The organism is Pseudomonas sp. LH1G9, assembly GCF_002949975.1.
Lineage (GTDB): Bacteria > Pseudomonadota > Gammaproteobacteria > Pseudomonadales > Pseudomonadaceae > Aquipseudomonas > Aquipseudomonas veronii.
In genome coordinates this window covers 1,704,202-1,728,445 of record NZ_CP026880.1, presented here as the reverse complement: position 1 = coordinate 1,728,445, position 24,244 = coordinate 1,704,202, and the positions used below count along the sequence as shown (strand labels likewise).

Genomic DNA, 24,244 nt, shown 5'->3' with positions numbered 1-24,244 from the left:
TCAGTCAATCCACGAATTCGGGTTTCTGCTTGCTCATATGGGCCGCGATGGCCACGCGCAAGTCGTTGGATTGCAACATAGCCGCGTTCCAGGTGGCAACGTATTCCAGACCGTCATTGACTGTATGGTCACGCATGTAGCTGATCATGGCCTTGGTGCCGGTCACGGCAATCGGCGATTTGGCGGCGATTTCCCGGGCGATGTCCAGTACGCCGGCCAACAGGCTTTCCTGATCGGGATACACGCGATTGACCAGGCCGATACTGCGCGCTTCCTCGGCGCCGAACTGGCGACCGGTGTAGGCCAGCTCGCGCAGCATGCCATCGCCGATGATGCGCGGCAGGCGCTGCAGGGTGCCGACGTCGGCCGCCATGCCGATGTCGATTTCCTTGATGGAAAACTGCGCGTCCTCGGCGGCGTAACGCATGTCGCAGGCGCTGATCAGGTCGATGGCACCACCGATGCAGTAGCCCTGGATCGCGGCCAGCACCGGCTTGCGGCAGGTGTCGACGGCGTTGAACGAGGCTTGCAGTTCGAGGATCTTGCGCCGCAACAGGCGTGCATTACGGCCCACGTCCTTGCCAAAATCATTGGCCACCGAGGCCAGCATCATCAGGTCGATGCCGGACGAAAAATGTTTGCCGGCACCGCTGAGCACCACGGCGCGCACGGCGTCGGTGTCGTCGACCCAGCGGAAGATATCGATGATCTCGGTCCAGAACGCCGCGTTCATGGCGTTGATCTTTTCCGGGCGGTTGATCTGCACATGGGCAACGCTGCCAATGAGCTCGACGACGAAGGCTTGGTATTCGGACATGGCAGTGATCCCTGACTGGCGAGTAATAAGAGCCGAACTATAACAAGGGTGAGCCACGGCGCATCAGCCAAAAACGGGACTGCTAAAATTCATCCGGGACGGGCCGTCGGCCTTGGAAAAGGCTGGATAAAAACCGCCTCAGGCGCCATCCTTCGCGCTTTAAGCCGCTGCCGCAGCGGCGCTCTACGTTTAAAGGATACGCCCCATGCTCACCCAACCTCTGGCCCCCGCCGATTTCGACCTGATCGAAGAAACCCTGCTCAAGTACGGTGACGACCACTCGGTGCTGAACCTCGCCGAACTCGATGGTTACTTCTGCGCACTGGTGTCCAGCCCGGCACCGGTGGATATCGCCGAGTGGTTCCCGGCGATCTGGGGCGGGCAGAACCCGCAGTGGGAAAGTGCCGAAGAAGCCAAGCAGTTCCTCGAACTGTGCGTTCGCCACATGAACGCCCGCGCCGCCCAACTGGCCACCGACGCCAAAGGTTTCCGGGCGCGCTTCGACGACACGGAGCATCAGGGCCAGACCCTGACCCTCGCCGAAGAATGGTGCTTTGGCTATATCCGTGGCGCCGCTATCGGCAACTGGCCTGAACTGCCCGCCGAACAGGCCGCACTGCTGGAGAAAATCTCCTGGTGCGCCGAACAGGACAACTTCGAACTGCCGGCGGACCTCGATGTACAGGCGCATCAGCAGCGCGTCAGCGAGATCGAACCGGCGGCGCGGGCGCTGCATGATTACTCGCTCGCCCAGCGCTAAGCCTCGACAAGCGTGACGTCTATGCCCGATTATTCGGGTCCGCCCGTCGGCCACTCCGTGCCACCTTGCCTTGAATCAGGAGCCTTGTACCTTGAGTTCGCAGAAAACCGTGACCGTTACACCGCCCACTTTCCCCCTCAATGGCAAGGTCGCGCCCCCCGGCTCCAAATCCATTACCAACCGCGCGCTGTTGCTCGCCGCCCTGGCCAAGGGCACCAGCCGCCTCAGCGGCGCGTTGAAGAGCGATGACACCCGGCACATGTCGGTGGCCCTGCGCCAGATGGGCGTGATCATCGACGAGCCGGACGACACCACCTTCGTGGTCACGGGCCAAGGCCAGCTGCAATTGCCTGCGCAGCCGCTGTTCCTCGGCAATGCCGGCACCGCGATGCGTTTTCTCACCGCCGCCGTCGCCACCGTGCAAGGCACCGTGGTGCTGGACGGCGACGACTACATGCGCAAACGCCCGATCGGCCCGCTGCTCGCCACCCTCGGTCAGAACGGCATCCAGGTCGACAGCCCGACCGGTTGCCCGCCGGTTACCGTGCATGGCGTGGGCAAGGTCCAGGCCAAGCGCTTTGAGATCGACGGCGGTCTGTCCAGCCAATACGTATCGGCCTTGCTGATGCTCGCGGCCTGCGGCGCAGCGCCGATTGAAGTGGCGCTGACCGGCAAGGACATCGGCGCCCGCGGCTATGTGGACCTGACCCTCGACTGCATGCGTGCATTCGGCGCGCAGGTCGAGGTGGTCGACGACACCACCTGGCGCGTCGCTCCCAGCGGCTACACCGCCCATGACTACCTGATCGAACCGGACGCCTCCGCCGCCACCTACCTGTGGGCGGCTGAAGTGCTGACCGGCGGGCACATCGATATCGGCGTCGCCGCACACGACTTCACCCAGCCGGACGCCAAGGCCCAGGCGCTGATCGCACAGTTCCCGAACATGCAGGCCACGGTGGTGGGTTCGCAAATGCAGGACGCGATCCCGACGCTTGCCGTGCTGGCCGCGTTCAACAACAGCCCGGTGCGCTTCACCGAACTGGCCAACCTGCGGGTCAAGGAATGTGATCGCGTGCAGGCGCTGCACGACGGCCTCAACCAGATCCGCCCAGGCCTGGCCCGCATCGAAGGCGATGACCTGCTGGTGGCCAGCGATCCGGCACTGGCAGGCACGGCCTGCACTGCACTGATCGACACCCACGCCGATCACCGCATCGCCATGTGTTTCGCCCTGGCCGGACTGAAGGTCTCGGGTATTCGTATTCAGGACCCGGACTGCGTGGCCAAGACCTATCCTGACTACTGGAAGGCACTGGGCAGCCTGGGTGTCGCCCTGCGCTACTGAGTCCGCGACGTCGAGATGGGGAGGGCTTGATCATGAACATTCGCCAACCCTGCCCGCCCGGCGCCTGTGTCTGTGACCGCGAACAGCTGCTGCAAACCCCAGGCGCCGACCTGCGCATCCTCAACCTGACGCGCCAGGAAGAAAAACGCCTGATCGAACGCCTGGAAGACCTGCAAAGCCTGCAAGACCTCGAACACATGCAGCAGCGCATGTACGCGCTATTGGGTATCCGCGTGCAGGTCGCGCCGGGGCACACCGAGGTCAAGAGCATGCGCGGGATTCAGATCGTCATCGACGAACTGCCCGGCCTGTGCCGCAAGACCCGGCAATCGATCCCGGCGGCGATTCGCCGAGGCCTGGAGAAACGACCGGAGATTGCCTACCGGCTGCTGGATGCACATGACCTGCTTGGACTCTAGTCGGTCCTTTCAGTGCATCGGCACCAAGCTGCGGCTCCAGGCCTGAGGCGTGCCGCAACTAACGTAGTTACCAGATGAAATTATCGCCGCCTTTCACGCCATGCCCATTAAGCACGTCCCGGTAAGTCATAGTGGGATACTTGATAAGCCTGTCCACTTGCTCGGAGTTCAAATCTTGAACTTCTCTAGGCGATATATTTGGAAACTCTTTCCCATGTGCATCCACCACTTGCTGAAAGTTCATATTGGGATATTTATCGAGCGTATTGTGTTGGTCAAAGGTCAAGTTTTGCAGGTCGCCATTCGATAGATTTGGAAACGGACTGTCTTCGTTCGCATTGTTTTCCTGCTCTTGTCTCACTTGATCTTGCGTGGGTTTTCCCTGGGATGTGTCAATGGGAGGAGCAATCGGTGCGGATCCAGATGCAGCAGAAATTGAAGTCATTATCAAATCTCCAGTGATTGTGAACGCCTTGATTGGTCGTCGAACGGTTTCTGGTTCCCTGCTCGCAACGAAATCATCCGGCGACCGTCTCGGTTTCGAACAGACCCTGGCCCACTGCCTTGGCGTGATCCAGATGCACCTGCACCTGGCCGCTTTCCGACTCCAGCAGCAACGCTGACGTCAGCACCTGCGCGCCACAGTAATCGAAGATCCCGTAATCGATTTGCGTGTGCATGGCCTTGGCATAACCATGGCGCTCAAACGCGCTTTGATCGGCAGCACCGAGGGCCAGCAGGTGAACCTGCAAGTGCCGCAGTTTCTTCACCACCGGAGTGTCGGGGCCGTAGTCGATCGCCCAGCCGTTGACGAACACGCGGTCGATCCACCCCTTGAGCAGGCCTGGCAGCGACCACCAGTAAATGGGGAACACCAAGACCAGGGCGTCGGCGCGGTCGATGCGGGCTTGTTCGGCGGCGACGTCAGCCGGCGGTTCGGCGCGGGTGCGATGTACGCGCTGGTCGGCAGCGTTGTAGCGCGGGTCGAAGCCTTCGGCGGCAAGGTCGGCGATTTCGAACGTATGGCCAGACGCGCTCAACCCGGCGGCGACTTGCGCGGCGAGGCTGTGGGTGAGGGATTGCGGGTCGTGATGAGCTACAACGATCAGTGCGTGCATGACAGTGACTCCCATTGGGTTTATGCTGGGCTTAAGTTACCTTTGGTAAGTTACTTTTGGTATATAAGCATGTCAAGCAGTGAATCCCCTGCCCCGCGTCGTCGCCTGTCGCGTGAAGATCGTCTGCGCCAATTGTTGGACGTGGCCTGGCAACTGGTGCGTGAAGAAGGCACCGAAGCCCTGACCCTCGGCCACCTGGCGGAACGAGCGGGCGTGACCAAGCCGGTGGTCTATGACCATTTCGTTACCCGCGCGGGGTTGCTGGCGGCGTTGTACGAGGATTTCGATGGGCGCCAGAATCAGGTGCTTGCCGACGCCCTCGAAGCCAGCAGCCCGACCCTGGAAGATCGCGCGTGGGTGATCGCCTCATCCTATGTCGACTGCGTGTTGTTGCAGGGCCGGGAAATTCCGGGGGTGATCGCGGCGCTGAGCAGCTCACCGGAGTTGGAAAGCCTCAAGCGCAAGTACGAAGCACTCTTTCTCGATAAGTGCCGCGACGTCATGGCCCCCTTCGCGCCGGGCGGCAGCGTGTCCCAGGCCGGGCTGCGGGCCATGCTCGGGGCGGCGGAGGCCTTGTCTCATGCGGCGGCCAGCGGTGAGCTCAGCCGTGAAGAGGCGCAACAGGAGTTGCTGGCGACCATTCTGGCAATGGTCAATCGCGGGGCGCGCAGCGCCCGTTGAGAGGCGTTTTTCAGCCTCGCCCCTGCACAAACAAGCGGACCTTGTGCGCCAGTTGATCCAGGTGCCGGTCACGTTGCTTCTCGGCATCCACCATGGCGCGCTTGCCATGTTTTTGCAGCAGGTAGGTATGAATCTGCCGCACTTCCAATGAGCTATAGATAGCGGCCACATCCAGCACGCCCATCAAGCCATCGGTGGCATAGGCGCGGGTGTTCATCAGCACCTGCGTGCCGCGCGCGCCGCGCACCTGAAAGCCCATCGCCGCGAAGGCCGGCACTTTGTCCACGGCGCAGGCCAGTTCGGCGTGAGGGTAACGTGCCAGCACCTCTTGCATCATGCCCCGCGCCACGCCCTGGCGCCGGCTGCCTGCCTGTACGGCCATGAACGCCACACCGCAGGCTTCTGGGTCGTCCTTGACCGGCAAGTACAGCAAAAACCCAATGACTTTTTCCGGGTCTTGCGCAGACGTCGCGACGATCAGTTCGACCGCGATCCCCTTCGACCCGTCCAGCGCCTGCAGGTACAAATGCACCTCAAAGCCGATGGCATATTGGTAAATGTTGTAGAGCAGGTTACTCGGCGGCAGCGCGACGCTGCTGATGTCGGTGAGGTTGTCGACCACCATCTGCAGGATCTGGCTGTTGACCGGTTCGGGGCACGGCGTGGTGTAGCGGGTAAGGCTGAACATGCAAATTCCTGAGGTTTCGCGTCAAGGCAGATGGGATTGTACCTGTTGCAGCAGGTTCGGGATCGATAGGCATGCCCGCCATGCTCTGCACGCCTGGCGGCTCGCATGCACATCGCCCCGGGGACGGGCCGCACTGTCATCGTCCGCACACCTCGCGCAAACATCCGCGCAACCAACGATGGGCCAGGTCGGCGTCCAACCGTGGGTGCCAGAGCATTGCCACGGTAAACGCGGGTAACGCCACCGGCAGCGCAAAACAGAACAGGTCGCGCCGGTCTGGGGTATAGCGCTCGGGCACCGAGGCAATCAGGTCGGTGTTGCGTGCCAGGGCGATGGCGCTGGAAAAACTCGCGACGATGCTGCCGATCTGCCGCTTCAGGCCCTGGGCTTCAAGGACGTCGTCGATCTGGCCGCGGTCCTGGCCGCGCCGCGATACGTAAAGGTGTCGGCCCTCGGCAAACCGTGCAGCGCTGATCTCGCCTTGGCTCAGGGGATGGCCGCTGCGCACCACGCCGATCAGGCGATCGCGAAACAGCGCCTGGGTCAGCACTTCAGGGCTGGCCGTGGGGTCGACCACGCCGATGTCCAGGTCGACGCGGCCTTCGCGCAGTTGCGCAGTGTCCTTGTCGGTCTTGCTGACGAAGCGCAGGCGCACGCCGGGGGCGTCCTCGGCGAGACGGGCGAGCAACGCCGAACCGAAGCCTTCGACAAACTCCTCGCTGGTTCGCAGGGTGAAGGTGCGGACCACGTGGGCCATCTCCAGCGCCTGTGCCGGGCGCAACACCGCCTGGGCGCCCTGCACCAGTTGGCTGACCTGTTCGCGCAGTGCCAACGCCCGGGGCGTCGGCACCAGGCCACGGCCAGCGCGGACCAGCAACGGGTCGCCGGTGGTCGCACGCAAGCGCGCCAACGCCCGGCTCATGGCCGAAGGGCTCAACCGCAGGCGCTTGGCCGCACGGGCGACACTGCCTTCGGCGAGCAATACATCCAGGGTGATCAGCAAATTGAGATCGGGCATCAGCGCTCCATGGCAGGCGTCATATGCAGGTATTTAGTGCAACTCATGCGTCTTCCGCCATGTTAGGCCACGCCGTAGATTTGCGACAGTTGCGTTCATTCAAGGAATCTTCCATGCATACCTCTTCCCGTGGCGGTCTTGTCAGCCTGTGCCTGTCCATGTTGCTGGCCGCCCTTGGCACCAGCATCGCCAATGTCGGCCTGCCCAGCCTCGCGCAGGCCTTCAATGCATCCTTTCACGCGACGCAATGGGTGGTGCTCACCTACCTGCTGGCGATCACGGCAGTCATCGTCAATGCCGGGCGCCTGGGCGATCGACTGGGGCGACGGCGGCTGTTGATCGCTGGCTTGCTGCTGTTCGCCTTGGCCGGCGGGTTATGCGGTGTCGCGCCTGGCCTGCGGTGGCTGATTGCGGCGCGCAGCCTGCAAGGTTTGGGCGCGGCGATCATGATGGCGATGACGTTAGCGATGGTCGGCGACACCGTCCCCCAAGCGCGCATTGCGCGTGTCATGGGCTTGCTCGGCACGATGTCAGCCGTCGGTACCGCCATGGGCCCCGGCGTGGGCGGCCTGTTGCTCAGTGTGTGGGGGTGGCGCGCGCTGTTTCTGGTGGGGATGCCGCTGGGCTTGCTCGCGGCCGCCCTCGCCTGGCGCTACTTGCCGGTGGATCAGCCACCCGCGCTACTGGCCAGCGGCACCGGCATTTGGCGCTCATTGCAGTCGACCTCGTTGCGCGCCGGCCTGGCGATGAGTGCGTTGGTGTCGGCGGTGATCATGGCCACCTTTGTCGTCGGGCCGTTCTACTTGTCCCGAGGGCTTGGGCTCGATCCGGCCGGGATGGGCCTGGCAATGGCCGTCGGCCCTGGTGTCGCGGCGCTCACCGGCATTCCGGCCGGTCGTCTGAGCGAACGCTTTGGCAGCCACGTCATGACACTCGTGGGGCTGGCTGTCTGCGGCAGTGGCGCCCTGTCGCTGTGCCTTGCGTCCGGGCTGGTCACTTATCTTGCCTCACTGATTACGCTGACCGCGGGCTACAGCCTGTTCCAGGCCGCCAACAACACTGCGGTGATGAGCGACGCCGATGCGGCACGCCGAGGCACGATCTCAGGCCTGCTGAACCTGTCACGCAACCTGGGGCTGATTTTCGGTGCGTCGGCATTGGGCGCGATGTTTGCCTGGACCACTCCCGATGTCACCCATGCCACGCCGCAATCCGTGGCTGACGGTCTGCACGCAACCTTTACCGCAGCGTTCGCTTTGATCCTGCTCGCCAGCGCCATGGCATGGCGGCGACAACCCGCGCGTCAGCTGGCGTGAGCTGAATATCCTCATTCATTGCGGGTTGATCATCCTCGCCATGCCAGCGCGGCGGGTGGTGGCGTTTGCCTTGCATGACCAGGGCCGTGAACATCCGGCATTCAAAACCCGAGGAAAAAAGTTCGGACCAACGGGTGCATGGACGCCCCTACATCGCGCATCATGGGCACTTTCAAGTTCAAGGGTAACGTCCATGCGCGTGCTGTCATTGATGATGGGTCTGACGACGCTGGCCGCCAGCCTGGTGTTCTGCGCCAGCGCGATGGCGAATGAAGAAAGTCAGTTAGTGCAACAGATCAACGCTTACCGCAGCCAGGTGCAACGCTGCGGCGACCAAGGTTCCCAGGAACTGCCACCGCTGGCCAGCGATACACGCCTGGTGCTGCCGGCCAGTAATGTCGGCGACTTGCAGCAGGCCCTGGCCCGCGCGGCGTACCCGATGGTCAACGTGCAGGCAATCAGCCTGTCCGGGCCCAAGGATGCCCAGGCGGCCATGAAAGCCGTGCGCGAGAGTTTCTGCCGCGTGGTGCTGGACCCGCAATTCGTCGACATCGGCGTGAGCAACAGCGGCCAGGACTGGCGCATCGTGCTCGCCCGCCCACTGCTGTCCAGCGGCCTGGGCGATTGGCAGACCGAAGGCAGGCAATTGCTGAACCTGATCAACGCCGCCCGCACACAACCGCGCCAATGCGGTCCCCAGGCGTTCACCGCGACCACGCCACTGTCGTGGAACGACACCTTGGCCAGTGCCGCCAACAGCCACACACGCAACATGGCCAACGGCAATTTCTTCGACCATCTGGACCACGACGGCCGCACCCCGGGCGACCGTGCCGAGCTGGCCGGGTACAGCGCGAAGAACATCGGCGAAAACATCGCGGCCGGCCTCGACACCCCGCGCAAAGTGGTGGACGGCTGGCTCGCCAGCCCCGGCCATTGCGCCAACCTGATGAACCCGCAATTCCGTGAATTGGGCGCCGCCTACGCCATGGACCCGAAGAGCGATGCAGGCATTTATTGGACAGCGGTGTTCGGAACACAACAGTAAGTGAACACCCGCGATGAGATCTATCCCAGCGGGTGAAGCATCAAAGTGCCATCTCATGGATAATTGCGCTGAACCGGCAGCAATCATTTCTGTCTGTTGCTTATTGGCCTGACGCATCAGGCATCCAAACAGACCGTGGCAAACAAGGTGTTCACCCGATGATGAATTGGCTGCAAAGCAGCAGCGACATGGCCGAGCGGGTACGCCAGCACGACTGGGCCAGTACGCCCCTGGGTCCGCTGGAACACTGGCCGGATGTGCTCAAGACCACCGTGGCGCTGTGCTTTGCTTCAAGTTTCCCCCAAGCCATCGTGTGGGGGCCTCAATTGACGACCCTCTATAACGACGCGTTCATTCCGATACTGGGCAATAAACCCTATGCGCTGGGGCGTCCATTCAGCGAGATCTGGAGCGAGGTCTGGGACGACATCAGCCCCATCGCCGACGCGGCTTTCCAGGGCCATGCGACCTATATCGAAAACTTCCCGCTGGTGATCGAACGCGGCGCGGCGCCGGAACAAGCGTACTTCACGTTCTGCTATAGCCCGATCCGCGACCCGCGGGGCCATGTCGTCGGCATGCTCGACACCGTGACCGAAACCACCGCCACGGTGTTCCTTTCGCGCCGCCTTGCGGTGCTGGATACTATCGGCAGCACGGTCGCCAATGCCACCGATGCCGAAGCCATCGTGACCGCCACCACGCACCTGCTGGCGCAGCACCTGCAAGTGTCCATCTGCGCCTACGCCGATATGGACGCCGATGAAGACGGCTTCACCATCCGTGACAACTGGACGGCTCCCGGCTCGCCCAGCATCGTCGGCCACTACCGCCTGCAGGCCTTCGGGCAGACCGCGGTCAGGTGCCTGCGGGCCGGTGAGCCACTGGTGATCGGCAACAACCGGCTCGAACTGCCCGCGCAGGAAGCCGCGGCGTTCCAGGCCCTGGGCATCACCGCCACGATCTGCATACCACTGATCAAACACGGTCGTCTTACGGCCTTGATGGCGGTTCACAGCACAGCAGAGCGGACCTGGTCGCCGTATGACCTGGCGCTGTTGGCCGAAGTCACCGAGCGGTCCTGGGCGCACATCGAACGGGTGCGCGCCGATGCCGCCGTGCGCGAAGGGTTGGCGGCCTTTACCGAATTGAACGCCACCCTCGAGCAGCGTGTGGAAGAACGCACCGCTGCGCTGGCCCAGGCCGAAGCGGCGTTGCGTCAATCGCAGAAACTCGAAGCCATCGGCCAATTGACCGGCGGCGTGGCCCATGACTTCAACAACCTGCTGACCATCATTCGTTCGTCGGTGGACTTTTTGCGTCAGCCCGGGCTGTCCGAAGAACGGCGCCAACGCTACATGCGCGCGGTATCCGACACCGTCGAGCGCGCCAGCAAGTTGACCAGCCAGTTGCTTGCGTTCGCGCGCCGCCAACCGCTGAACCCGGAAGTCTTCGATGTGGCGCAGCGGGTCAAGGACATTGGCGAGATGCTCGAGAGTGTCACCGGTGCGCGCATTCATGTGCAGGTTCAATTGCCCGAGCGGCCGTGCCATGTCCGGGTCGACTCGAGCCAGTTCGAAACCGCGCTGATCAATATCGCACTCAACGCCCGCGACGCCATGGACGGCCAGGGCACCCTGACCCTGCGCGTGGACACGTTGGACGCGATGCCGCGCATCCGGGGCGATGCCCAAGCCTGCCAGCCGTTTGTCACGGTGGCCCTGGCCGACACCGGCAGCGGCATTCCGGGGGAAACGTTCGAGCGCATTTTCGAGCCGTTCTTTACCACCAAGGCCGTGGGCAAAGGCACGGGCCTGGGGTTGTCACAGGTGTTCGGCTTCGCCAAGCAGTCCGGTGGCAATGTCGACGTGGCCAGCCGTCTTGGCCAGGGCACGGTGTTTACCCTGTACCTGCCCGAGGTCGAGCCGGAGGACGCCCGCCACGAGCCCTCCCCTAGTGACCCGGCACCGCCCCACGACACGACCCTGCGCAACATCCTGATCGTGGAAGACAACCTGGACGTAGGCCGTTTCGCCAACCAGATCCTCCAGGACCTCGGTTACCAGACCACCTGGGCGACCGATGCCGAACAGGCGCTGGCGCTGGCCGGTCCGGATGCCGCGGCTTTCGACGCGATTTTCTCAGACGTGGTGATGCCGGGCATGACCGGCGTGGCGATGGCCAGGCTCCTGCGCCAACGTCGCGCCGACCTGCCGGTGGTACTCACCTCCGGCTACAGCGAAGAACTCGCGGAAAGCGGCTACGAAGGGTTCGAGTTCCTCGCCAAGCCCTACTCCGCCGACCAGGTGGCGCGGGTGCTGGCCAAGGCCATGTTCAAGGACTGAGCCCTACTCCGCCACGGCCACTTGATTGCGGCCGAGGGCCTTGGCGCGGTATAGCGCCTTGTCGGCGGTGTTCATCAACGCGTGCAGGTCGCCATCCAAGGTGCAGGTCGACGCCACGCCGAGACTGGCGGTCATGCCCTGCACAGGTTCGGAAGCCATGCAGGAGATGGCCTTGATCAACTGCTCAGCGATACCCCGGGCGGTTTCCAGCGAGGTATTGGGCAGCAACACCGCAAACTCCTCGCCCCCCAGGCGACCGTACACATCGGCCTGGCGAAACGACGCGGTGATCACTCCGCCGATCTGCCGCAATACCTGGTCGCCGGCCTGGTGGCCGTAGGTATCGTTGATTTCCTTGAAGTGGTCCATGTCGATCATCAACGCGCACAGCGGCTGCCGGTTGAGACGGCACTGCGCGTACAGCAATTGTGCATGTTCAAAAAACGCGCGGCGGTTCATCAGCCCGGTCAGTTCATCGGTCTGTGCGGCGCGCGCGGAAATAGTGTGGGCGCGTTCCATCTGCCTGGTCAGGCGGAAGGCTTTTTCCAGGGCGCCGGACAACTTGCGCGTGGCACTGACCACAAACGAGGAAAACACCAGCACCGCAATCGCCACGCCGACCTGCATCGACGACGGCTGAAACAGCAGCCACAGCGTACACGGCAGCAACACCAGGCCCATGGACACCATGGTCATGTAGCGATAGGCCGAATAGCACGAGACAGCACTGACGGACATGCCCACGGTAAACAACATCACCAGTACTTGGGACATCCGGTCGTCGCTGGGCATTACCGCAAAGGCACCGGCGCCCCAGATGCTCGCGGACAGTATCAAGGTGAGCCAGTAACGGCGCTCCCAGCGTTCCGGCGTGCGCTCGCTGTGGGGGCTGCGAAACCACTCGAGGAACATTTTCACCCGCAGCAGCGATGACGCCGCCAGCACCGCCAGCCATACCTGCATGACCTGGTGGTCAAAACGGTCCCAACACAGCCAGCAAAGCATCGCCGCCGCGAAATAACTGCCGAAAATGGCGGCAAATGACTGACGAAACAGCTGATGCAAACGGTCGGTTCGCACCTGCCCCTCAATAACGCAATCCTGGTCTTGCTCATGCCCAAGGCCATTCATGAAAACCGCCTGATTCAACTGCCGCGACAAAGGTGCCATTGTGGCACCCTGCCACTAGCGCGGACAATAGACGCCAGCACCTTGGCGCCGTTAACTGTCTTGCGGACGCAAAATCAGCACGCCCAATGGCGGCAGATTCAACGACAGCGACACCGGTTGACCATGATGCGGTTCATCTTCGGTGAATACCCCCCCGCCATTGCCATAATTCGAACCGGCATACGTGTCCGCATCGCTGTTGATCACCTCGCTCCAACGCCCGGCGAACGGTACGCCGACCTTGTAGGCTTCACGGGGCACCGGGGTGAAGTTGGCCACCACCAGCACCGGCCTGCCGTCCTTGCTCCAGCGCAGCCAGGCGTAGACGCTGTTGATCGCATCGTCGCCGATCAGCCACTGGAAGCCCTGGGGCGCGTCGTCCTGTTCATACAGGGCCGGTTCCTCGCGGTACAGGCGATTCAAGTCACTCACCAGCTTCTGCACCCCACGGTGTTCGGGGTATTGCAGCAGGTACCAGTCCAGTTGCTGGTCGTGGTTCCACTCGCGCCATTGGCCGAACTCGCAGCCCATGAACAGCAGCTTCTTGCCCGGGTGCGTCCACATGAAACTCAGGTAGGCGCGCAGGTTGGCGAATTTCTGCCAGCGGTCGCCGGGCATCTTGTCGATCAGCGAGTGCTTGCCGTGGACCACTTCATCGTGGGAGATCGGCAGGATGAAACGCTCGGACCAGGCATACACCAGGCCAAAACTCAGTTCATTGTGATGGTGGGCGCGGTACACCGGGTCTTGCTGGATGTAATGCAGGGAATCGTTCATCCAGCCCATGTTCCACTTGTAGTTGAAGCCCAGGCCGCCCTGTTGGGTTGGCTGGCTGACGCCCGGCCAGGCCGTGGATTCTTCGGCGATCACCAGCGCGCCGGGGGCTTCGAGGGCGACCACGTCGTTCAAGTGCCGCAGGAAGTCGATGGCTTCGAGGTTCTCGCGGCCGCCATGGCGGTTGGGCACCCATTCGCCGGCCTTGCGCGAATAGTCGCGATACAGCATCGAGGCCACGGCATCGACGCGCAGGCCATCGACGTGGAAGTGTTTGAGCCAATGCAGCGCCGAGGCCAGCATAAAGCCATGTACTTCGGTGCGACCCAGGTTGTAGATCAGCGTGTCCCAATCCTGGTGGAAGCCTTCCAGCGGGTTGGCGTATTCGTACAGCGCCGTGCCATCGAATTGCGCAAGGCCGTGGGCATCGGTGGGAAAATGCGCCGGTACCCAGTCGAGGATCACGCCGATGTCGGCCTGGTGACAGGCATTGACGAACTCGGCGAATGCTTGCGGCGAACCGAAGCGCGCAGTCGGCGCGAACTGGGACAACGCTTGATAGCCCCAGGAGCCGCCGAACGGGTACTCCATGATCGGCATCAGCTCGATATGGGTAAAGCCCAGCTGTTGCACATACGGAATCAGCCGCTCGGCCAGTTCACCCCAGCCGTACTGGCGCGAAACCTCACCGGCCTCGTCCAGTTCGCACTGCCAGGAGCCCAGGTGCAACTCATAAATCGACAGCGGCGCCGTGGGCTTCTGCTTTTGCGCACGCGCCTGCATCCACGCGTGATCCTGCCAGTCGACCTGCAACGGCGACGCGACTTTCGATGCCGTGTCGGGCGGCATCTGGGTGGCCAGGGCCATCGGGTCGGCCTTGAGCGGCAAAATGCCGTGGGCCCCGAGAATCTCGTATTTGTAGGCCGCGCCCGCTTGCAAGCGTGGGATAAAGATCTCCCACACACCGGCCGGATGGCGCAGGCGCATCGGGTGGCGGCGGCCGTCCCAGATATTGAAGTCACCGACCACCGACACGCGCCGGGCGTTCGGTGCCCACACGGCAAACCGCACGCCCTGCACGCCATCGACCGTGGTCAACTGGGCGCCCAGGCAGCTGCTGAGGTCACGGTGATTGCCTTCGGCAAACAGGTACAGGTCCATTTCCCCCAGCAGCAGTTGCTGGAAACTGTAAGGGTCTTCGGTGATCTGTTCGCCACCGGCCCATTGGATCTTCAACAGGTAGGCCTGGCGGCTGCTGAAATGCCCGATAAACAGACCCGGCACCTGGGTCGCGTCGAGGCTGCCGATCGGCTCGCCAGTGTCGCGACTCAGCAGTTGGACGCTCAAGGCCTCCGGCAGGAACGCACGGATAAACTGGCCGCCCTGCTCGTCATCATGGGGCCCGAGAATCGAGAACGGATCATGGTGTTCGGCGCGCACCAGCGCTTCGACGTCCTTGGACGCCGGCATTGCTGTCAGTTTCGGCTGCAGCGGTTCTTTATTCGTAAAACTCATGACGTCTCCCCACCGCGTACAGATTTCGATCCAGGTATGAGCCCGCTGAGCAAACCGTGCAAACCCTGCAAGGGCACCGGCAGCCAGGTCGGGCGGTTTTCCGCTTCATAAGCCACTTCATACGCGGCCTTTTCCAGGCTGAACAAGGTCAGCGCTGCGTCTTGGCCTTTGGCATCCTGCCAGTCATGCGCCAGTGTAGCCGTCGCCGCGTGATAAGCCTTGATAAATGCCAGACGCGCCTCAATCAGGTAGCGCTCGGTCACACGCTGGCGCGCCGCGTCCGCTGCGGGCGAGTGGTCCACGCCTTGCACATTCAGGGCCATGGCCGCCGCGTAATCAAACGAACGCAGCACGCCACTGACATCTTTATACGGGCTGTGCTTGCCGCGCCGTTCGTGCAGCGGCCGCGCCGGTTCCCCTTCAAAGTCGATCAGGTAGGCGTCGCCTTTCACTACCAGCACCTGGCCCAGGTGCAAGTCACCGTGGACGCGAATGCGCAAGCCGCCCAACGTGGCCTGCGCCAACGCCCGGACCTGAGCGCCGATGGCTTTTTTCTGCTCCAACAATTCACTGACCCGCGCCTGATCGGCCGGGTTCAATTGGTTTTGATGCAGTTTGAGCAATTGCAGGGCGCGCTCGATCTGCGCCGCGATGTCCTTGGCCCAGGCCTCGGCATCCTTGGCGGTGGTGACTTCGGCTTGGAAGTCTGGGTTGGCCGTCGGCGCCGCCAGCACGCCGTGCATTTCACCCAGGCGCTGCCCGAGCAAGCCGGCAAAGTCGGCCAGCTCGCCCAAGGCGTTGTAATGCTGCTCCTGTTCGGACATCGCTTCGGCCAGTTCGTCGCGGATCGCGCGCTCCAGGTTGTTCTGGGTCCAGCCCCAGGCGTCGCCCTGGTTGCTCAGGTAGCCCTGGGCAATCATCAACAGGTTGTCCTGGCCTTGGCCGTCACGCCGAATCATCGAACCGAGCAACGGCGAAATGTTCGGGTAACCGGCTGCGGTCAGGTAGGCGCTCATCTCCAGCTCCGGATGGACCCCGGCGCTGACCTTGCGGATCAACTTGAGTACCAGGCTCTCGCCCACCACCACCGAGCTGTTGGACTGCTCGGCGGCCAGGTAGCGCACGGGCGACTCATCGGTCAGCGCCAGCCTGGCCAGTTGCGGCGTGGCTTCAAAGCGCAGCTCGCCCTCGCTGCTGTTCAACACGGTGCCGGCCTGCAAGGCCTGGATCACCGCGCGGATAAAGTGTTCCAGGCTGAACGCATCGGTCACCAACCCCACCTGACGCACGCGCCGCACACGGGCCAGGGCCAGTTGTTGCGGCAAGGCGCTGGTGAACTGGTCTTCGCCGAGAAAGCCGAACGGCAACTGGTAACGACTGACCTGCCCCCCGGCGCTCACCTCGATTTCGCTGAGCAGCACCGGGTGCTGCAGGTCGCCGAACCGCACGCCGTAGGCGATATGCACGCTGTCGATGGCCGTGTCCTTGCCGGCGAACCAGCGGCGCTTGGGCAGCCAGGCCGGCAGCGAGGTGTGCTCCAGGACGGCGCGACACGGTGCGTCGAGCAGCTCCTCCATGCGCTTTTTCAGAACCAGGGTGGTGAAGTCCGGCATGCTTTGCACCGGTTCCACATGCCAACTGGGCATCTGGTTTTCCGCCGCCAGCACGAACCAATAGAAGCCATACGGCGCCAGGGTCAGCAGGAAATTCAACTGGCCGATGGGCGGGAACGCATTACCGCCGAGCATCTCCACCGGCACCATGCCGGCGAAGGCCGAGAGGTCCAACTCGGCCGCCTGGGCGCTGCGCGAGACGTTGGCCACGCACAGGATGATCTCGGTGCGGCCGTCGTCCCCGGTGAATTCACGGGTATAGGCGAGGATGCGCCGGTTGCTCGGCGAGAGCATCTTCAAGCTGCCGCGGCCGAAGGCCTTGGACTGCTTGCGCACCGCGAGCATGCGGCGGGTCCAGTTGAGCAGCGAATGCGGGTCCTGGGCCTGGGTTTCGACGTTGACCGACTGATAGCCGTATTGCGCGTCCATGATCGGCGGCAGCACCAGGCTGGCCGGGTCGGCGCGGGAAAAGCCGCCGTTGCGGTCGATGGACCACTGCATCGGCGTTCGCACGCCGTCGCGGTCGCCCAGGTAGATGTTGTCGCCCATGCCGATTTCATCGCCGTAATACAGGGTCGGCGTGCCCGGCATCGACAACAGCAGGCTGTTGAGCAGTTCGACGCGACGGCGGTCACGCTCCATCAGCGGCGCCAGGCGCCGGCGAATGCCCAGGTTGATCCGCGCGCGACGGTCGGCGGCGTAGTAGTTCCACAGGTAGTCGCGTTCTTTGTCGGTGACCATTTCCAGGGTCAGTTCATCGTGGTTGCGCAGGAAGATCGCCCATTGGCAATTGGCCGGGATTTCCGGGGTCTGGCGCAGGATGTCGGTGATCGGGAAACGGTCCTCCTGGGCCAGCGCCATGTACATGCGCGGCATCAGCGGGAAGTGAAAGGCCATGTGGCATTCATCGCCGTCGTCGCCCTTTTTGTCACCGAAGTACATCTGCGTGTCTTCCGGCCACTGGTTGGCTTCGGCCAGCAGCATGCGGTCGGGGTAATGGGCGTCGATCTCGGCGCGGATCTGCTTGAGGACGTCGTGGGTCTCCGGCAGGTTTTCGTTGTTGGTGCCGTCGCGCTCGATCAGGTACGGGATCGCGTCCAGGCGCAGGCCGTCGATGCCCATGTCGAGCCAGAAGCGCATCACCGACAGCACGGCTTTCATCACTTGCGGATTGTCGAAGTTGAGGTCGGGCTGGTGCGAATAGAAACGGTGCCAGAAGTACTGGCCGGCCACCGGGTCCCAGGTCCAGTTGGACTTCTCGGTATCGAGGAAGATGACGCGCGTGCCGTCGTACTTCTGATCGTCGTCGGACCACACGTAGAAGTCCCGCGCCGCCGAACCGGGCTTGGCCTTGCGTGCGCGCTGAAACCACGGGTGCTGGTCGGAGGTGTGGTTGATCACCAGTTCGGTGATCACCCGCAGCCCGCGTTGGTGGGCTTCGGCGATAAAGCGCCGGGCATCGGCCATGGTCCCGTAGTCGCTGTGCACGCCGCGGTACTCGGCGATGTCATAGCCGTCGTCGCGACGTGGCGAGGGGTAGAACGGCAGGAGCCAGATGGTGTTCACACCGAGGTCGGCGATGTAGTCGAGTTTGGCGATCAGCCCGGGAAAGTCACCGATGCCGTCGTTATTGGAGTCGAAATAGGATTTGACGTGAACCTGATAGATCACCGCGTCCTTGTACCACAGCGGGTCTTTGATAAAGGTGGCAGCCTTGGGTTTCTTCGCCATTGGAAACTCCTGAAAACTCGAGGATTCTTGCGGACTGAAGCGGGTCGAAGTGCGGGGGCTTGCGCCCGATAGCGGCAGGACAGTCACTTGATCCATAGGCTGGCATAGCGCTTTCGGGAGCAAGCCCCCGCCCACATGTCGCTCCTTAGTACGTGGTGATGCGCCAGATCCCGAACGGCATCTGCGGCTCCAGCCGCATCCATTGGGTCTTGCCGTACCACGTCCAGCGATGGCCGTTCATCAAATCTTCGCCCTGGGTGTGGGCGTCGTCCGGCAGGCCCAGCTCCCACAGCGGCAATTCGAATTGCGCTTCCTGGGCATTGAATGGGTCGAGGTTGACCGCCACCAGGATGAAATTGCTGCCGTCTTCGCTGCGCTTGCCGAAGTACAGGATGTTCTCGTTCCAGGCGTTGTAGAGCGTCAGCCCCAGATGCGTGTGCAATGCCGGGTTTTGCCGGCGGATGCGGTTGAGTTGGGCGATCTCGGCGATGATGTTGCCGGGTGCGGTGAAGTCCCGGGGGCGGATCTCGTATTTTTCCGAGTCCTGGTACTCTTCCTTGCCCGGCACCGGCGCGGCTTCGCACAGTTCGAAGCCGGAATACATGCCCCACAACCCCGAGCCCATGCTCGCCAGCGCGGCGCGGATCAAGAAACCCGGGCGCCCGGACTCATGCAGGAAAGCGGGGTTGATGTCCGGGGTGTTGACGAAGAAGTTCGGCCGGTAGCACTCGCGCCAGGGCGACTCGTTCAATTGCGCCAAGTACTCGCTCAGCTCGGCCTTGGTGTTGCGCCAGGTGAAATAGGTGTAGCTCTGGGAGTAACCGACCTTGCCCAGGCGCGCCATCATCGCCGGTGTGGTGAATGCTTCGGCGAGGAAGATCACCTCCGGGTACTTGGACCGCACATCGCTGATCAGCCATTGCCAGAATGGCAGCGGCTTGGTGTGAGGGTTATCGACGCGGAATGTCTTCACGCCCTCCTCGACCCAAGCGAGCACGATGTCACGCAGTTCGGTCCACAGGCTGGGGATCGCATCGGCGGCGTAGAAATCGACGTTGACGATGTCCTGGTACTTTTTCGGCGGGTTTTCCGCGTATTTGATCGTGCCGTCCGGGCGCCAGTTGAACCAGCCCGGGTGCTGCTTGAGCCACGGGTGGTCCTGGGAGCACTGAATGGCGAAGTCCAGGGCGACTTCCAGGCCATGGTCGGCGGCGGCCTTGACCAGGCGCCGAAAATCGTCGCGGCTGCCCAGTTGCGGATGAATCGCGTCGTGGCCGCCCTCCTCGCTGCCGATCGCGTAGGGGCTGCCCGGATCGTGCTGCTCGGCCCTCAAGGCATTGTTCCTGCCCTTACGGTGGCTGCGGCCGATGGGGTGGATCGGCGGGAAGTACAGCACGTCGAACCCCATGTCATGGATCATCGACAGCCGCGAATGCACGTCGAGGAACGTACCGTGACGCGCTGGATGGTCGGTGATAGAGCGCGGAAACAGCTCATACCAACTGGCAAACTGCGCACGCTCGCGCTCCACGTCGAGCGGGTACGCGGGACTGATGCTCAAATAGGCGCGGTGATCGGCCCGGGTCATCAGGTACGCACTGTCTTCGTGCAGGAACAGCGCAACCTGCTCGGTTTCCAGCAGGCCGGAGAGCTCGTGGTGCAAGCGCATCAGGCGCTCGCGCAGCTCACTGTCACTGCGCTCGGCGGCCAGCAGCACCAGGCTGCGGCCTTCCTGCAACTCAAGGCTGACCGGCACGCCAGCCTCATGTTTCTTGCGCAGTTCGTAGCAGAAGCTGGCAAAGCTATCGATCCAGGCTTCGATGCAATATTCATGGGGCCCTTGGGCGGTGACGGTAAACGCGCCCTCCCAGCCGTCGTTGCCGATATCGGCCATGACCTCGCTGTGCCAGCTTTCATCGTGCAAGGCGCGCCAGCGGATCAGCACCGCAAGCGTATCGTGGCCGTCGGCGAACACCTTGCTGGTGACATTGATGCGTTGGCCCACCACGGCCTTGACCGCAAATTCGCCGCCGTCGATCACCGGCATGGTGCTTTCAATCGCTATGCGAGGCAGCAACAACGCCTGGGACAGCGGCAATACACAATCGTCTGGAGTCAGTGTTTCAGCAGTCATCGAGCATCTTCCCCTTACGCCCTGTGGACGCTCTTTGCTTGATCCGAATTCTGATACGGCACCGCTCTCCCTGAGCAGGGCCACATAAGGTCCGAGCCCGGGGCCGGGTGAAAAGTTCAGGTGGATGTGCCGCCATCGACGGGGGAATCAATTCCCCCGGGCGGCTGTCCACCGATAGAGCAAAGCACAAAGGAGGCCACACCGATGAATATCCCGATCCCCGCGCAAACGCCCGATCCGAATATCGACAAGCCGACCCTGCCGCCCACCGAACCGGCTGCGCCTCCTGAGGAGGAACCGCCGCAAGACCCGCCCGTGCGGGTGGAGGAACCGTTGGCGCAAGGCTACCCGCTCACCATCACCAGACGATGACAAGGAGTTCACCATGCCTGTACGTATCGAAAACCAGATCTGCTACTTCACGGTCGATGACAACGGCCAGGAACAAAGCCTGCCCGCGTCCCAGGTCACCATCAGTACCGACAGCGAAAAATCCATGTCTTTTGTGGCGCTGAACGACGATCGGATCTACATCACCGAGGTCGAGGCCGACGCGCTGACCGTCGCCGGCGCCCAGGATGGGCGCAAACACCTGAAGGCCAGCGACAGTGATTCGGTGATTTGATTGATCTGTATCAGCACACGCTGAATCGAGCTGCGCCCCAGGCGCCACGGGGTGCAGCACATTGTCGCAGCAGGGCCTTTGCAGCGCATCTGATCCGCTTTTTATCGCCACACCTGAGTCTGTTATGCAAACAGCACGACGAGCATAGTTCACCGGCCTGATGGAGGCTGATGAGCAAACGACCATGAGCGAAATGATCCCCGTCCGAACCGTGGAAATCCACGAGCCTGCGCACCCGAAGAAGGTGACGGCCAAATCCAGCGATAACCAGATCCATACCCGTAGCTTCACCGGCCTGTACCGCACCTTGCGCGTGGCTGGTGCAGGCTTTCTGTTCCTGGCGTTTTTCGGCACGGTGTGGCTGAACTGGGGCGGGCGCCAGGCCGTACTGTGGGACCTGGCCGAAAGCAAGTTCCACATATTCGGCGCCACGTTCTGGCCGCAGGACTTCATCCTGCTGTCGGCGCTGTTGATCATCTGCGCCTTCGGCCTGTTTGCGATCACCGTGTTCGCCGGCCGGGTGTGGTGCGGCTACACCTGCCCGCAAAGCTCGTTTACCTGGCTGTTCATGTGGTGCGAAAAAGTCACCGAAGGCGAGCGCAACCAGCGTATCAAGCTGCAAGCGGCACCCTGGAGCCTGAACAAACTGGCGCGGCGCTCGGCCAAACATACGCTGTGGCTGGGGATCAGCGTGCTGACCGGGTTGACCTTTGTCGGTTACTTCACACCCATTCGCCCGCTGGCCAGCGAACTGCTGACCTGGCAGATGGGCGGCGTGAGCCTGTTCTGGGTGGTGTTTTTCACCGCCGCCACTTACCTCAACGCCGGCTGGCTGCGCGAAGCGGTGTGCATGCACATGTGCCCATATGCGCGGTTCCAGAGCGTGATGTTCGACAAAGACACGCTGACCATCTCCTACGATGCGGCCCGTGGCGAACACCGCGGCCCGCGCAAGCGTGAAGCCAAACCGGCGGACGTCGGCCTCGGCGACTGCATCGATTGCCAATTGTGCGTGCAAGTGTGCCCCACCGGCATCGATATCCGCGACGGCCTGCAAATGGAATGCATCGGCTGCGCGGCGTGCATCGATGCCTGCGACTCGATCATGGACAAAATGGGCTACGCCCGCGGCCTGGTGAGCTACACCAGCGAACATCAACTGCAAGGCGGCAAGACCCACCTGCTCAGGCCACGCCTGATCGGCTACAGTGCGGTGCTGCTGGTGATGATCGCGGCGTTGGTCGTGGCACTGGTGCAGCGGCCGATGGTGTCGCTGGACGTGACCAAGGACCGCGGCATGTTCCGCGAAAACAGCCAGGGCCTGATCGAAAACATCTACAGCCTCAAGGTCATCAACAAGACCCAGCAACCCCAGGACTACCGCCTGGAACTGGTGGATGGCGAAGGCTTCCAGCTGCAAGGCAAGACCCAGATCAGCCTGGCCCCGGGGGAAATCAGCGACGTGCCGGTGTCGGTGGCGTTGCTGGCGGACAAGCCGGCGAGCAGTTCGCAGATCCTGCGCTTCAAGGTCACCGACGTCGACGAACCATGGGTCTACAGCGCTGCCGACAGCCGTTTCGTGGCACCGTTGAACCGCTGAGGGTTGGCCTGCATAAGAGATCAAATGTGGCAGCCGCTAAGCCGGCGGCCACATTTCGCCCTGCGTACATCTTGAGAAGATTAATTTGGCTACCATGAAACGCTACGAAAAATTCGCCGACGACATCGCAGAACTGATCCGCTCCGGCGTGCTCGGCCCTGGCCAGCGAGTGCCTTCGGTGCGCTATGCCAGCCAGACCTACGGCGTCAGCCCGTCCACGGTGTTCCAGGCGTACTACCTGCTGGAACGCCGCGGCCTGATCCGGGCACGACCGCGTTCCGGCTACTTCGTCAACACCCATGCGCCCAGCCCGTTCTCCGAACCGGTGGTGAGTGAACACGTGCATGAGTCCACCGAAGTCGATGTGAGCGAATTGGTGTTCTCGGTGCTCGAGTCCATCAAAGACCCGAATACCGTGCCGTTCGGCTCGGCCTTCCCCAGCCCGATGCTGTTCCCGCTGCCCCGCCTGGCCCGCTCCCTGGCCAGCGCCGCCCGTGAGATGGACCCGCGCCTGGTGGTCACCGACATGTCGCCGGGCAACCCGCAACTGCGCCGGCAGATTGCCCTGCGTTATATGGTCGGCGGCCTGATGTTGCCGATGGAAGAGCTGCTGATCACCAACGGCGCCCTCGAAGCCCTGAACCTGTGCCTGCAGGCCGTCACCGAACCGGGCGATCTGGTGGCCATTGAAGCACCGGCGTTTTATGCCTGCCTGCAAGTGCTCGAACGCCTGAAACTCAAAGCGGTGGAAATCCCCGTGCATCCGCGTGACGGCATCGACCTCAACGCTCTGGCGCAAAGCCTGGAGCGCTACCCGATCAAAGCCTGTTGGACCATGACCAGTTTCCAGAACCCCATGGGCGCCACGCTGCCGGAAGCGAAGAAACAGGAATTGGTGGAGCTGCTGCGCCGCCATCAGGTGCCGTTGATCGAGGACGACGTCTACGCAGAATTGTACTACGGACAACAGGCACCGAAACCCGCCAAGGCCTTCGACACCGAGGGCCTGGTGATGCACTGCGGCTCCTTCGCCAAGAGCCTCGCACCGGGTTATCGCATTGGCTGGGTGGCGGCCGGGCGCTATGCGCAGAAGGTCGAGCGTTTGAAGCTGATGACCTCGTTGTGCCCGTCGATGCCCGCCCAGGCGGCGATTGCCGACTACCTGCAACATGGCGGCTATGACCGGCACTTGCGCAAATTGCGCTACGCCCTGGAAGAACAGCAAAGCGCCATGCTTGCGGCCATTGCCCGGTATTTTCCGGCGCAGACGCGGGTCAGCCAGCCGGCCGGCGGGTATTTCCTCTGGCTGGAATTGCCGGAGCAGACGGATTCATTGAAGTTGTTCCAGATGGCCTTGGCCCAGGGCATCAGCATCGCGCCGGGGCCGATTTTTTCGGCGACCCAGCGTTTCAGGAACTGTATCCGCTTGAACTACGGCAGCCCGTGGTCGGAAGCATCGGAAAAAGCGATGGAGACGTTGGGACGCATTGTGCGCTCGTTTTGACGCGGAACCAGATCGACGCA

The 24,244-nt window shown here is 62.7% G+C and carries 20 protein-coding genes; 11 read left to right on the top strand and 9 right to left on the bottom strand.

All coding sequences use genetic code 11. From position 1 onward, the window contains the following. Positions 1-4 precede the first annotated feature (4 nt). Positions 5-817, bottom strand: a complete 813-nt coding sequence (locus C5F70_RS08225) for a crotonase/enoyl-CoA hydratase family protein (RefSeq protein WP_017848462.1) — start codon at positions 815-817, stop codon at positions 5-7. A 205-nt stretch (positions 818-1,022) separates the two neighbouring features. On the opposite strand from C5F70_RS08225, the gene C5F70_RS08220 reads away from it, so the two are divergent. The 3 genes from C5F70_RS08220 to C5F70_RS08210 all read left to right on the top strand — a co-directional run bounded on the left by C5F70_RS08220 (position 1,023) and on the right by C5F70_RS08210 (position 3,344). Then, the gene (locus C5F70_RS08220) at positions 1,023-1,577 is read left to right on the top strand and encodes a UPF0149 family protein (protein WP_017848461.1); all 555 of its coding nucleotides are present in this window, start codon (positions 1,023-1,025) and stop codon (positions 1,575-1,577) included. 91 nt (positions 1,578-1,668) lie between these two features. Beyond that, positions 1,669-2,925, top strand: a complete 1,257-nt coding sequence (aroA, locus tag C5F70_RS08215; protein WP_017848460.1) for a 3-phosphoshikimate 1-carboxyvinyltransferase — start codon at positions 1,669-1,671, stop codon at positions 2,923-2,925. A 32-nt stretch (positions 2,926-2,957) separates the two neighbouring features. Further along, complete coding sequence (locus tag C5F70_RS08210; RefSeq protein WP_046383210.1) at positions 2,958-3,344, top strand: hypothetical protein; 387 nt, start codon at positions 2,958-2,960, stop codon at positions 3,342-3,344. A gap of 67 nt (positions 3,345-3,411) precedes the next feature. Here C5F70_RS08210 and C5F70_RS08205 read toward each other — a convergent pair whose 3' ends face one another. Both C5F70_RS08205 and C5F70_RS08200 read right to left on the bottom strand, forming a co-directional pair. After that, positions 3,412-3,789, bottom strand: coding sequence for a hypothetical protein (locus C5F70_RS08205; RefSeq protein ID WP_102618714.1), 378 nt, complete (start codon positions 3,787-3,789; stop codon positions 3,412-3,414). A gap of 73 nt (positions 3,790-3,862) precedes the next feature. Then, positions 3,863-4,462 carry an NAD(P)H-dependent oxidoreductase gene (locus C5F70_RS08200; RefSeq protein WP_017848457.1) on the bottom strand — a complete coding sequence of 200 codons (600 nt, stop codon included), beginning with the start codon at positions 4,460-4,462 and terminating at the stop codon, positions 3,863-3,865. A 69-nt stretch (positions 4,463-4,531) separates the two neighbouring features. Between C5F70_RS08200 and C5F70_RS08195 the strand changes: the two genes are divergently transcribed. Next, positions 4,532-5,143, top strand: coding sequence for a TetR/AcrR family transcriptional regulator (locus tag C5F70_RS08195; protein WP_017848456.1), 612 nt, complete (start codon positions 4,532-4,534; stop codon positions 5,141-5,143). A gap of 10 nt (positions 5,144-5,153) precedes the next feature. Here the strand turns inward: C5F70_RS08195 and C5F70_RS08190 are convergent, their stop codons facing one another. Together C5F70_RS08190 and C5F70_RS08185 are read right to left on the bottom strand one after the other, a co-directional pair. After that, a complete protein-coding gene (locus C5F70_RS08190) occupies positions 5,154-5,831 on the bottom strand; it encodes a GNAT family N-acetyltransferase (protein WP_102618715.1) in 678 nt (225 codons plus the stop codon). A 136-nt stretch (positions 5,832-5,967) separates the two neighbouring features. Continuing rightward, positions 5,968-6,849: a LysR family transcriptional regulator gene (locus C5F70_RS08185; protein WP_104903073.1), complete on the bottom strand. Its 882-nt coding sequence runs from the start codon at positions 6,847-6,849 to the stop codon at positions 5,968-5,970. A gap of 113 nt (positions 6,850-6,962) precedes the next feature. Between C5F70_RS08185 and C5F70_RS08180 the strand changes: the two genes are divergently transcribed. The 3 genes from C5F70_RS08180 to C5F70_RS08170 all read left to right on the top strand — a co-directional run bounded on the left by C5F70_RS08180 (position 6,963) and on the right by C5F70_RS08170 (position 11,558). Further along, positions 6,963-8,165 (top strand): MFS transporter, encoded by a 1,203-nt coding sequence (locus C5F70_RS08180; RefSeq protein WP_104903072.1) that lies wholly within the window; start codon positions 6,963-6,965, stop codon positions 8,163-8,165. Positions 8,166-8,358: 193 nt separating this feature from the next. After that, a complete protein-coding gene (locus C5F70_RS08175) occupies positions 8,359-9,213 on the top strand; it encodes a CAP domain-containing protein (protein WP_104903071.1) in 855 nt (284 codons plus the stop codon). Between the two features lie 158 nt (positions 9,214-9,371). Then, a complete protein-coding gene (locus C5F70_RS08170; RefSeq protein WP_104903070.1) occupies positions 9,372-11,558 on the top strand; it encodes a GAF domain-containing protein in 2,187 nt (728 codons plus the stop codon). A gap of 3 nt (positions 11,559-11,561) precedes the next feature. On the opposite strand, the gene C5F70_RS08165 is transcribed toward C5F70_RS08170, so the two are convergent. The 4 genes from C5F70_RS08165 to C5F70_RS08150 form a co-directional block, all read right to left on the bottom strand. Then, positions 11,562-12,728, bottom strand: coding sequence for a diguanylate cyclase (locus tag C5F70_RS08165; RefSeq protein ID WP_104903069.1), 1,167 nt, complete (start codon positions 12,726-12,728; stop codon positions 11,562-11,564). Positions 12,729-12,779: 51 nt separating this feature from the next. After that, entirely contained in the window at positions 12,780-15,017 is a 2,238-nt protein-coding gene (glgB, locus tag C5F70_RS08160) for a 1,4-alpha-glucan branching protein GlgB (protein ID WP_104903068.1), read from the bottom strand. Next, complete coding sequence (gene treS / locus C5F70_RS08155) at positions 15,014-18,361, bottom strand: maltose alpha-D-glucosyltransferase (RefSeq protein WP_017848448.1); 3,348 nt, start codon at positions 18,359-18,361, stop codon at positions 15,014-15,016. Before treS ends, glgB begins: the two co-directional genes overlap by 4 nt. Before the next feature lie 145 nt (positions 18,362-18,506). Continuing rightward, positions 18,507-20,495: an alpha-1,4-glucan--maltose-1-phosphate maltosyltransferase gene (locus C5F70_RS08150; protein WP_104903067.1), complete on the bottom strand. Its 1,989-nt coding sequence runs from the start codon at positions 20,493-20,495 to the stop codon at positions 18,507-18,509. A gap of 204 nt (positions 20,496-20,699) precedes the next feature. On the opposite strand from C5F70_RS08150, the gene C5F70_RS30775 reads away from it, so the two are divergent. The 4 genes from C5F70_RS30775 (at position 20,700) to mapR (ending at position 24,224) form a co-directional block, all read left to right on the top strand. After that, positions 20,700-20,867, top strand: coding sequence for a hypothetical protein (locus C5F70_RS30775; protein WP_017848446.1), 168 nt, complete (start codon positions 20,700-20,702; stop codon positions 20,865-20,867). Between the two features lie 13 nt (positions 20,868-20,880). Then, complete coding sequence (locus C5F70_RS08145) at positions 20,881-21,120, top strand: DUF3203 family protein (RefSeq protein ID WP_046483643.1); 240 nt, start codon at positions 20,881-20,883, stop codon at positions 21,118-21,120. Between the two features lie 184 nt (positions 21,121-21,304). Next, positions 21,305-22,720: a cytochrome c oxidase accessory protein CcoG gene (gene ccoG, locus C5F70_RS08140; protein ID WP_102618721.1), complete on the top strand. Its 1,416-nt coding sequence runs from the start codon at positions 21,305-21,307 to the stop codon at positions 22,718-22,720. Positions 22,721-22,814: 94 nt separating this feature from the next. Then, positions 22,815-24,224: a GntR family transcriptional regulator MpaR gene (mapR, locus tag C5F70_RS08135; RefSeq protein ID WP_017848443.1), complete on the top strand. Its 1,410-nt coding sequence runs from the start codon at positions 22,815-22,817 to the stop codon at positions 24,222-24,224. The last annotated feature ends 20 nt before the right edge of the window (positions 24,225-24,244 follow it).